Origin of the sequence: Rhodocytophaga rosea (assembly GCF_010119975.1) — a bacterium.
Lineage (GTDB): Bacteria > Bacteroidota > Bacteroidia > Cytophagales > 172606-1 > Rhodocytophaga > Rhodocytophaga rosea.
Map to the genome: position 1 here is coordinate 4,579,798 of NZ_CP048222.1, position 12,342 is coordinate 4,592,139.

6 protein-coding genes are annotated in these 12,342 nt (G+C 41.3%); 4 read left to right on the forward strand and 2 right to left on the reverse strand.

The features are described 5' to 3' along the window. The first annotated feature begins 316 nt into the window (after positions 1-316). Entirely contained in the window at positions 317-1,315 is a 999-nt protein-coding gene (locus GXP67_RS18985; RefSeq protein ID WP_162444587.1) for a helix-turn-helix domain-containing protein, read from the forward strand. A 304-nt stretch (positions 1,316-1,619) separates the two neighbouring features. Then, on the forward strand, positions 1,620-3,209 hold the full coding sequence (locus GXP67_RS18990; RefSeq protein WP_162444588.1) for a flavin monoamine oxidase family protein: 1,590 nt from the start codon (positions 1,620-1,622) through the stop codon (positions 3,207-3,209). A gap of 190 nt (positions 3,210-3,399) precedes the next feature. Here the strand turns inward: GXP67_RS18990 and GXP67_RS18995 are convergent, their stop codons facing one another. Both GXP67_RS18995 and GXP67_RS19000 read right to left on the reverse strand, forming a co-directional pair. Next, positions 3,400-4,956, reverse strand: coding sequence for a DUF6770 family protein (locus GXP67_RS18995; protein WP_162444589.1), 1,557 nt, complete (start codon positions 4,954-4,956; stop codon positions 3,400-3,402). Positions 4,957-4,980: 24 nt separating this feature from the next. Beyond that, positions 4,981-6,420, reverse strand: a complete 1,440-nt coding sequence (locus tag GXP67_RS19000; RefSeq protein WP_162444590.1) for a M48 family metalloprotease — start codon at positions 6,418-6,420, stop codon at positions 4,981-4,983. A gap of 1,026 nt (positions 6,421-7,446) precedes the next feature. Between GXP67_RS19000 and GXP67_RS19005 the strand changes: the two genes are divergently transcribed. Beyond that, positions 7,447-10,623, forward strand: coding sequence for a SusC/RagA family TonB-linked outer membrane protein (locus GXP67_RS19005; RefSeq protein ID WP_162444591.1), 3,177 nt, complete (start codon positions 7,447-7,449; stop codon positions 10,621-10,623). A gap of 163 nt (positions 10,624-10,786) precedes the next feature. Continuing rightward, positions 10,787-12,250 (forward strand): SusD/RagB family nutrient-binding outer membrane lipoprotein, encoded by a 1,464-nt coding sequence (locus GXP67_RS19010; protein ID WP_162444592.1) that lies wholly within the window; start codon positions 10,787-10,789, stop codon positions 12,248-12,250. Positions 12,251-12,342 lie beyond the last annotated feature (92 nt).

A 12,342-nucleotide genomic window follows, 5' to 3' on the forward strand; every position in this document is an offset into this window, starting at 1 on the left:
ATATAGATGGGATCGAAGAAAAACAAAAAAAATACAACCTCAAAGCCTGTATACAAAAATTGAAATATTATATTAGAATCAGTCAAAAAAACACAATAATAATTGGTATTATTGTTTATTATCAAAATTAAATAAACTGTTTATTTATACAGCAAGAGGATGCCGGAAGATAGTATCTCACTTCTCAGCAAAGAAATATTGCCTTGTACACTTTTAGTCTACTTGTATAATAAGGTTGTAAGCAGGCTTTGTATGTACTTTTATGGAACAGAATTTCAGCAGGCTTTAAATTTTTAACCATAAACACTTTTTACTTATGTCCGACCTTATATATCCTCATTCAAAAACAGAATTAGAACATCACCTCAGCGAAACCATTATCCGGAATCATACCACCAGATTTGATATAACACATCAGCGTCTGGGGCAATGCTCTCTGGCCATTGATAAATATCAGGATTTCTCCCTTATGCTGACTAAGTATCAGACGATGGATCTCTCCATACAGGTGCCGCTTAAGCGTGAAGAAAATACTTTAGTTATGGGCTTTTTATTGAAAGGTACCTATCATTTATCCTGTACTTGTCAGACGACCATGAAACCGGGAAGCCGGATGTTTAATTTGTTTCCCACTTTCAAAACGACGATGCAAATACCCAGTGAAACAGCCATAGAAGATTTGATTTTTAAAGTTCAGCCATCGATGCTGCACGGTATGCTTACCTCTAGTGATGATCCTATGAGCGATTATTTATATAAATATACTGTAAAGAAAGGCAGGCTACATCCTTTTAGAACCACCTTTGTGATGGACGCTGAACTCTGGCAGATGGTACAGGCCATCAAGAACTGCCCATACCAGGGAAAAATGAAGCAATTGTACATTGATTCGCAGATTAAACTGATGCTGCTTCACCAGTTAGCCTTTACTTACAAACTGCACAAAAGCCGTCTGGAGCCTGCCGATCCTAAACTCACCAAAGCTGATATAGAGAAATTACATGAGCTTCGCCTGTTTCTGGAAACCCATTTTCTGGAAATCCACACCCTGGAAAGCCTGTCCAGACAATATGGACTCAATCTGTTTAAGCTCAAATATGGGTTTAAGAAATTATTTAATACGTCTGTAATCAAATGGCTTGACGATAAGAAACTACAATATGCCTATCAGGCCTTACAGCAGGAGAATGCATATGTGGTAGAAATTGCAGAGGCACTTGGCTATAATCATTATAATAATTTCAGTGCTGCCTTTAAGCGCAAATTTGGTTTTTCACCCCAGCAACTATCCAATAAGTATATGATGGCTGGTTAAAGCCCCAGCTTCGTTCGATCCTTTACCCAGCTACATGCTTCAGCCCGGCAATGGTATTAATTATTGTTAGGATTGAGGCATTTTTTTCTATTGGCAAAATATAGACTCTGTTCAACCGGAGTTAATTTCCTTTATGTAATAACAGTAAGTAATATATCTAGGCAATATATAATAATTTGGTAAAATAGTTATAAAATAAAATTTTATGGAATAAATTTTTGCATGTGTAGAATAAAATTCTAAAATTCATGCTGAATTACATTTATTAGTTTTCAATTCTATTATTCCTAAACTGCTTAAATCCATGAAGAATCTTACCCGGCGTGAATTTATTAACAGGGTATCGCTGATTACAGGTTCTGGCTATGCTGCCATGACAGCGCTGGGCATGATCCCAGCCTCTCCGGCACGTGCGTTACAGGCAGAAGGAAAAGTTGAGGAAAAAAAACATGTGGTGATTCTGGGGGCCGGACTGGCCGGACTGTCTGCTGCTTATGAACTCAGTAAATTAGGTTACCAGTGCACGATTCTGGAAGCCCGTTCCAGGCCTGGCGGCCGCATATGGACCATCCGAAAAGGCATGCGGGAAAGCGAGATGGATAGCCCGGAACAGGTATGCAGTTTCGATGAAGGACAGTATTTTAACGCCGGTGCCACCCGGATTCCTCACCACCATACTTCTGTCATTAATTATTGCCGGGAACTGGGTGTACCTCTGGAAAACTTCAATAATATCAATGAAGCGGCATATCTATATAGTGAAGGCAAAGGGCCGCTCTCTAATAAACGTATTCGCCAGCGGGAATTACACAATGACATGAGGGGGTATACTTCTGAACTGCTCGCCAAAGCCCTCGACCAGAAAGCCCTCGATCTGCCTATTACCGAAGAAGAAAAGCAAAAAGTAGTGGAATACCTGGTTGCAGAAGGAGGCTTAGATACTAGCCATTTGTACAAAGGTTCGTCCAGAAGAGGCTATACTACTCCACCGGGAGGGGGCGACAAACCCGGTCAGCCCAGCGATATTCCCAGTTTGATTGCCTTAATACAATCTGGTTTAGTAGATCCGTATTTTTACAATATTCCCGAATATACTTACGAACAACAAACTACTATGCTCACTCCCGTAGGCGGAATGGATCAGATCACAAAAGCATTCGAGAAAAAAGTAGGGAAGAGCATTCAATATAAAGCAGAGGTAAAAGAAATACGCAAATCCGGAAATGGCGTGCGTATTGTAGCCATGGGAACTGATAACAAGCCAAAGGAAATTGTGGCTGATTTCTGTATTTGTACCCTACCGCTAACGGTGATGAGTACCATGGAAACCGATTTTTCGCCGGATATACTTCGGGCGATAGATTCTATTCCTTACAATAATAGCTGCAAAATCGGGTTACAGTTTAAAAGGCGCTTCTGGGAAGAAGACGATGCTATTTTTGGAGGCATCAGCCGTACCAATATGGACATTACGCAAATTGTCTATCCATCTTCCGGATATATGTTGGCAAAAGGCGTATTAGTTGGATATTATAATTTTGGCCGAACGGCCGAACGGACTGGCAATCTTTCTCTGGCCGACCGGGAAAAAATGGCGCTTGAACAAGGCGGCAAAATTCATCCGCAGTATACCAAAGAATTTGAAAATTCATTTTCTCTGGCCTGGCAAAAAATTAAATACAGCCAGGGAGCCTGGGCAGCGTATTCTACAGAAGTCCGTCAGAAGTATTACCCGGCCTTACTCAAACCAGATGGCCCAATCTATTTTGCAGGCGACCATGTTTCGTACCTTAACGCCTGGATGGCCGGTGCTTTTGAATCCGCCTGGCTGGCGGTGGAATCCATTCACAAACGGGCAAGACAGAATGTAGTAGGAGTGTCTACTGGTAAGTAAAATTGAATGGCTGGGTTTTGAAATCACCAGATTTAATATGTCAGAGGTGGATGCTTATATAAGTTAAATTTACCCTCAAACAATGAAAATTGCCTACATGATTCTTTCCAGCGTTGAAACTGTTGCACACTCGTCCTTTCAAACTTTCTTTACTGAATCATGTAGGCTGTTCAAATACTGAACACTGAAATCAATAATTGATTTTTTCCAGGCGCATATCCAGTTTTTTAGCTTTCCTGAAATACTCCGTGATCAGGATAAACCCAGGCTTTGCTGGTATAACCCGTAAAGAACTAGCATCTGTTTCTAAACTGAGCTTATCTGTAGCATATTCTTTTTCAGCATAGGTGATCGCACCAAACACCAATCCATTTTTTTCTCCTTTCTTCTTCTCATAATCTACATAGCCTACCGAAAATGTAGTAGCATCCTCATTTTGCTGGCTGAAAGAGTAGTCGAAATGTCCTAAAGCCTTTAAATAGTAAGCCGTTATCTGCGGACCGGCAAAATCATAGGCGGCAGGTAGTTCAACGTTGGTTTTACTTTTATCGAATATTTTAACATTTTCGAGCTTAAACTGCTGGTTAAATTCTAATACCACTAAATCTTCTATCACCATTTTTGTTACACCAGCACTTGATCCACCCAAAACGGTAAGGGCTATACCTGCAGCGCTGGCAGCTTTTCTATATTGCTCTCCAACCGCTATATACCTGCCGTCTGCCGTTTTTATAATTTTGTGAAAGTACAAATAGCCTACATCCTCCATTTTGCCTTGTGCATTCACCGGCAAAAACTTTCTCACATCTGTGAGCCAGGACGCATAATTTTTAGTGATGATATTTCCATCTGAACTCAGTACATAGGAGCAGAGTCCTAAACTCTTATCTTTTACTACATTGTCATTCTTTTTATAATATTGACCGAGTAAGGCTACATTGCCTGAGTTTTCATCTATCGTAGCGTTAATGAAACTGAGTTCGTACTGCTTATCTTCTACTTTTTTCTCAAATAACTTTTTACCAGTATTAATATCAATCCCCAGCAGGTATGCTTCAAAATTCTGACTTAACAGATTATTTCTTCGAATCACGGAAGAGATAAGCAGATTTTTGCTGGCTACCACATACCCAGCATTCTCTACTTCTTTGCTATTGCTGGCAGATTCATAAGTCCATCCTTTCTGGGTCTTATTTTCCGGATAAAAAGTAATGGCATAACCCAGCTTACCATCTTTCTTCATGCCATAATCTACAAAACCCTGGCCTGGAATAGCAAATAAAAAAGTACCATCGCTTTCTTCCCTTTCAGCCTGTGAATTATAAGTATAGACCTCCATTTTAGACTCTAATTTCCGGCTTGATTTATTTTTGAGCTGACTTTTATTATCGTACTGATAAAAGCTGATGGTTTTCTCCTTGGCATCATAAAACTTAAACATTAATGACTCATCATTATAAGCAGCTTCCATCAGGTAAAAGTACTTCGATTCCTCAATTTTACTTTCACTTACCTCATTCAGGTTCTGGTCGAGGATGCGCAGTAAATAGGAATTTGTTTTTCCATTCACCCTATCCACTTTGTAAAACATATAGTAGCCGGAAACCTGATTCTTATTGTAAATAGCCCCCATATTGCGCAATTGTATGGTAAGCACATTACTAAACGACTTCTGCTGGGCAAAAGATCTGGTACATACAGCACACATGAGTATGCATAACAGCAAACGAACTGTAGATTTAATCATAAATTTGTATTGAAATTAAAATAGTTAGAGTTGTTTTATTTGTTGTACAAACCTGCCCTGGGGGTATTTCAGCAGGTAATCGTTTTTTAAGTTGGAGAACTGTTCAGGGACTTCCATTACTTTACTTAAAGCAGCAAAAGCATATAAAAAATCTTCTGAAACCTCACTTGTATAATTGTGCTTAAGAAAATAATACCCTATCTGCGCTATTTCCTTTAGCCGCAGATTATGCAAAAAGTCCAGTAACTGGCGGTATTCTTTAGAATCTCTGGGTGCCGGCAGGTCAACATACTTACTGAGCTGATGATTTTTCTGTGCCTGGTATATTCCATACAAGCATTGTCCGATAGTTGCCTGTAAATATTGATTGTGAGGCTGCTGGCTGAGCAAGAGAAGGCTTTCATACAAGCACCTGCCATACCTTCGAAAGTATAATTCCCGTTCAATCAGCTCAATATCACTTTGGCTCACCATCTCCTGAAAATGTTGTGGAGGTTGCACAAATTGCTTTTTATTATTTCTATCATTGATTTGTGTTGCTAAGGCTTTTATCCGGTCTGTGCAATCGGGATGGGTTTTTAATGAATCTTCGTTCCAGTACGCTTCCTTATCTTCTATTTGCATCAGTTGAGAAGGCTTTAGCCAGTAATCTTTAAATGGATATTCCGGAGAATCAAAAGCTTGCTTGAGTGGCAACTCATATCTGTATTTTTCTCTGTCCACACTATCCAATAATGCAAGTGCAGTTAAAGCCTCTTTTTCATCGTACACTGTGTTCTTCATAAATAATAAGGCCAAAGAATCGGCTTCTCTTTCATGCGAACGGCTATTATTGTTCATAGCATAAACCGTATGTCGAAGCAGGTCTATTCCCTTGCGCACTTTCTGGTTATCACTTCGTGCTATTTTCTTTAGTTGTTGTTGGGTAGGCCTGCCATAGATGCTTTCTACATACTGTGCGATACTCTGGTCAATATGATTCAAATAATGGTGAGCTAGTTCATGGCAAAGAACAAAGGCTGCCTGACTCTCATTTTCAAAGCGACGGGAGAGCCCAATATGAAGGTTTATAATACTATAACCCATACTGCTTGCATTGGGGTCTGCTCTGCGGCTGATCAACAAATGCACTTTATGGTCAGCGAGCATAGGGTTTGTGCTGATAATATGATCTGCTATTTGCTTGTAGTAGGGGTAAATCTTATCATCAAATAAATAGTGCCCATTATTAAGGTGAAAAGTCAGTGTATCAAAGTGTTGCTGGTATATTTTTTCAAATGCTTGCCGGTTAGATACTGGTAGATTACGCTTTTTTATTTCGTGTGTCTTTTTGATATTTTCTAATAAGTTATCTGAATTAGGAATTACATACCGGGAAGACGGGGTGAGAGGGGGTATCTGGGAAGAAGCAATATTTATACAAAAGAGCCAAAGGATGAGTGTATAGAAGAGTAGTTTGGACATGTACCAGAAATAAAATGCTTCAAATGTATTTTTTCAATAAAATACAGGCAATCCTAAATGGTCTATTATAAACCTTATGTAATATATCTGAACACTTTTGGGGCTAGTGCTTGATTTGTCATATAGAAGCCATCATCTGTAATAATTGAGGCATGGAATAGACAGTAATAAAGAAAGATTTTGAATTATTATAGATAAATGTTTCAATAAGTGGGCATTTAATCACTTCACGATTTACATTTCATCTTTGTAGCTTACCTATTGATAAACAACTATCTCAATGTTAAAAAGCTTCCTATAATAAGATACTGTTATTTGCTTTTTCTTACTGCTCAGGAATTACAATTCTGAAAATTACAGCTACTACTTATTCTTCACAATACTTGCTTGGCTTTTATATGCTTAGTACAATTATAAGATCATATTTAACTTTTTTCTGATATGTTATTAAAATTTGAATAATATAAATATTACAGAATATTATTTGTTAAAAAATGAAAAAAGTAAAATTAAAATTTTGATTTTTGATTTAAAACATATATTATTGTCAAGGCTACTTTATCATTAATATCTTTCTATTAATAGTTTTATTACTCCTTACTAAACTATCCTGCGATATTATCTTACGATAGTTTTTGAATCATGTGTAACTAAACCCCAAACACATTTAGTATCTGTGCTTTGCTTCTACAGGAAATATCTTTTGATAGGCCTGTCCACCGCATACGCACACAATGTAAAGAGTAAAAGAATACCTGACTTATTTTATTGTATTTCGCCTGGCAGCGCTTTTAAGTGCCGCACAAACAGATATTAACCTGTCTTCTAAAAACAGAACCAGGCTAATGATACCTGATTTGTGCCGGTTACATTAACTGTATTGCCTGTGCCAGCTAGCTTTTTGTCGATACAAGAGCAAGATCATGTGCCGGAGATGAGTTTTCCGGCAGGCAGGAAAGATATTGCCCAAAATTCAATGTAGCCCGATTGAGTAGCCTCCTTTTATTAACCATGAACCTTTACCTTATGAGAGAATATAAATTACTACTTATTATTTTTTCCATCTTCCTATATTCCGGCGCTGCGCAGGCGCAACAGAAAATTTCGGGCAAAGTGTCAGCCCAGGAGGATGGAAGTATAGTACCTGGTGTGAACATCACTATAAAAGGCACAACCAGTGGTACAGTTACAGATGGTACTGGTATGTACTCGATTACGGTACCTGATGCAAAAGCTATCCTGGTATTTAGTTTTATTGGTCTAACCACTGAAGAAATTGAAGTAGGAAACCAGACTACTATAGATGTACAAATGACATCAGATGTAAAAACGCTGACTGAAATCGTAGTAACTGCATTTGGTATCGAAAGGGAGAAAAAAGCCCTTGGTTATGCTGTACAGGAAGTAAAAGGGGCAGATATTGTAGAATCCCGTTCTTCCAACCTGGCCAATAGTCTTTCCGGCAGGGTAGCCGGTGTGCGGGTGACCAGCAATGGTGGTCCTGGTAGTGGATCTACCGTGCAAATCCGGGGAGCAGGCTCCGTAAATGGCAACAATCAGCCTTTAATTGTCATAGATGGCGTACCTACCGAACAATCTGGCAGCAAACAACTGGGTTCCGTGTTAACAGAAATCAGTCCTGATAACATTAAAGAGATTTCTGTATTGAAAGGCCCAAGTGCCAGTGCGCTCTATGGTTCCAGAGGATACAATGGAGTAATTCTGATCACAACTAAAAATGGTTCCGGACAAAAAGGGATTGGTGTAGAAATCAACTCCAATATGACTTTTGAGCGTCCGCTGGTAAAACCTGATTTTCAGGATATGTATGGCGGAGGCAATGGATACCGCACCTGGTATAACGATGGCTGGAGCGGAGTGATCAGCGATCCGCTGCAAATAGACCAATACCAAAGTGCCTATGGAACAACTGCGCCACTTACCGGTACAGAAGGAACCGATGAAAGCTGGGGAGGCCCAATGGATGGCCGCCTGGTACGCCAGTGGTGGACAGGTACTGAAGTAGCACCCCTAACTCCTCAGCCCGATAACTGGGAACAGTTCTGGGAAACCGGCCGTACTTTTACCAATAACATTGCGATTTCCGGCTCCAACAACAAAGGTAATTTCCGCCTCTCACTAGGCCGTATGGACCAGACCGGGATTATGGCCTCCAACGATTTCAAACGCAATAATATCCGCTTAAATACCGGCTATAATTTCACACCTAAACTGAGCATTACCATGTCGGCAGAATATGCCAAATCTGGTTCAGATAACCGCAGTTATACCAACGGGCAGGAATTTATCTGGTCGCACCGCCATACCAACTGGGATCAGGTAAAAGACTGGCGCAGCTACACAGGCGTTCACATCCAAAGAGCCGTAGCTGGAAAACCTGCTGATAATGACCCACCCAACTGGCAACACACATATTTTACCAATCCCTATTTTTTACAGGAAATGCTGCCTTATTCCAACGAAAAAGACAGACTGTTAGGAATTATAGCCTTACAATACAAATTTACCGATTATCTGAGCCTGATGCTGCGTACCGGTACAGATTATTCCACAGATACCCGCACCAACATAATTAATTTCGACAGGGTACGTAATGGCAACCGCACCCCAGGAAGATATTCTGAAGAACTACTGCGCTATCAGGAAACCAATTCCGATTTTATGCTGCGCTTCAATAAAGACATCAGTTCTATGTTCTCTTTAAATGCCATGGTGGGAGGGTTACACCGCACCAATTACTACAAACGTAATTTTGTAAACGTAGGCGAACTGGTGGTAGACCGCTTGTATAACCTGGCTAATTCTGTACCCAGCCTGAATGTAACAGAAAGTACCATCCAGGAAAGAGAAGCCCAGAGCTTATTTGGCTCCTTCCAGGTAGGATTCCGCAACTCAGTTTTTGTGGAAGTAACCGGCCGCAACGACTGGTCCAGTACCTTGCCAAAAGCAGACAGGTCTTATTTCTATCCTTCTGTATCCTTTACTGCGGCCCTTACTGATTTGTTCAATATTCAGAGCAATATGCTGTCTTTTGCAAAATTAAGGGCCAGCTGGGCACAGGTGGGTAATGATACTGATCCCTACCGTTTATCACAAACCTTTCTTGCTTCAGGTTCTTACAATGGCGCTATTCCTAAATTCTACGAAAACCTGACGATTGCCAATCCGACGTTGAAACCTGAGAGAATGACAGGTTCTGAGTTAGGAGTTGACCTCCGCTTTCTGCAAAACCGGGTAGGTTTAGATGTAACCTATTACAACCAGGATGCACAGGATCAGATTCTGGATGTGGAAATTTCCAAAGCTTCCGGCTATAATAAACGCATCATTAATGCAGGAAAGATCGTCAACAAAGGGATAGAAATCAGCCTTAATGCCACACCAATCAAATTGCCTGGCAGCTTTAGCTGGGATGTATCGGTGAATTTTGCCCGCAACCGTAATAAAGTAGTAGCGCTCGCAGATGGGCTAACCACCTATTTGCTTGCTTCCCAGAATGGATTACAGTCACTTGCCAGCGTTGGACAACCGTATGGAACCTTATTTGGTGTTGCCTTCGAACGTTCTCCGGATGGTCAGGTGGTTTATAAAGATGGATTGCCGGTTGTTGCAACCAGTTCTCAAGTTTTGGGTAACATACAGCCAGACTGGACCGGCGGTTTACAAAATACATTCAGCTTTAAGGGAATTGTACTTTCGGCTCTGATCGATGTGCGCAAAGGTGGCGATATATTTGACCTGGGTACTGGGGTAGCCCGCTGGACCGGCCAGTATGAAGAAACCGCTGTCGGCCGTGAGGAAGGTATTATCGGAACAGGTGTAATGAATATCGGTACTACAGAATCTCCCCAATATGTGCCTAACAATATAATTGTGGATGCCAACCGCTTGTATGGCTACAATAATCCCCGGAATTATCACGAAACCGGTATTTTCGATGGAAGTTATGTAAAGCTCCGGGAACTCTCCTTAGGTTACCAGATACCCTCTGCCTGGCTGAGCAAACTCTTTATCCAGACAGCCAAGATATCTGCCGTTGGCCGCAATGTCGCCATCTTATTTAAAAACACGCCTCACATCGATCCGGAAGTAGACCGTTTTGGTGCCAATGGACAAGGCTTTGCCTATGGCGAGTTGCCAAGCACCCGCAGCATTGGTTTTAATGTGAGCTTAGGTTTTTAACCAAAATAAAGTCTGGGAGGAGAGATGAGAAAGGAGAGCCATCCTTATGCAAACAGAATTCCGCCTTCATCTTTCCTCTTCCAGCACCAGTTTTGTAATACACGCTGCAATTTGCCTGATCACCACATAAATGACAGCCATTTCATTTAACCAAAGACCTTTTATGAAGCTATTTCGATATATTTTTCTAATCGCCGGATTGATGGTTTTTAACTCTTGTACCAAGGAGTTCGATGAAATCAATACCAATCCCAATGACCCCACTACCATAAGTCCGCAGTTTATCCTGCCTTATGCCATTGAAGCCTCGGTAGACCGTTACTGGGGACACCGCACCCGTTTTGAACGCCTCAATTTAGATGGCGCTATGCTTTGGATGCAATATCTTTCCAGAAATATTTATTCCAACGAAGGCGATAATTACAGCATATCGCCGGCATTGCATGCCAACAACTGGAAAGGGTTTTACAATGATGGTCTGGTAAATTTCCAGCGCATTGTAACCTTGTCTGGTGAAGGAAGCACTACACCCAACACCAATTACGAAGGCGTTGCTCTGGTGATGCGCAGTTGGGTATTTTCCCTGCTAACCGATTCGTATGGCGCTATTCCCTATTCAGAGTCGCTAAAGGGCACCGCCACGGATGCTGTGTTTTCGCCGGTATATGATTCCCAGGAAGAAGTATATGCCGGTTTACTCAGCGACCTGAAAATGGCAAATGAAAAACTAGTGGTAGGTGGGCCTTCGATTGCCGGAGATATTTTATACAGTGGTGATATTCTCAAATGGAAAAAGTTTGCCAATTCCCTCCGCCTGCGTTTGGCTAACCGCCAGGCAGCCAAGAAGCCAGCTGAATCTCAAGCAATCATGGCAGAAATTTTATCTGATCCGGCAATGTATCCCATCTTCACTGGCAATGAAGACAATGCATCCCTGAAACATACGGCTGTGCTGCCCAGCAATAACGAATGGCACCAGGTGATGGTACAGGATGGACGCACCGACTGGAGCATCAGTCAGACCTTAGCCGACAAGCTTAATGCATTGAATGATACTCGTATTACGGTGTTTGCGCAGCCCAACGAAAGTGGTGTATATACTGGTATTCCCAATGGATTACCAGATGCCATTGCCACTACTTACTTGAGTACAGCTTCTAAACTAGGTTCTTACTTTATGCAGCCTACTACGCCCAGCGTAATTATGACCTATGCAGAACTGCAATTTATTCTGGCTGAAGCGGCTATTGATGGAGATATTTCCATCGGAACCGCACAAGGTTATTTTGAGAAAGGCATTGAAGGGTCCTTTAAACAGTATGAGTTAGCGTTGCCTGCTGATTATCTGGCTACGGTTGGTGCCGCAACTAAGGAGAAAGTTATGGAGCAGAAATGGATCGCTTTGTTTGGCCAGGGCCCGGAAGCCTGGACAGAATATCGCCGGACCGGATTACCTGTATTTCCTGCCCGTGACCCCAGAGCGGTGTTCGATAACAATGGCGTATTGCCAACCCGTCTGCGCTATCCTTCTTCCGAAGAATCGCTCAATGGAGCCAATATGAAACTGGGTGTTTCGCTCAATGGCGGCGACAATGATATGGTAACCAAGCTCTGGTTTGTAGAATAGAAACATAGAAGTTAGAAAGATGGACTTATTGACAAATCCCACTTTCAGCTAACAATAAAAATATCAACCCTGAAAAATAGCATTCACTAATT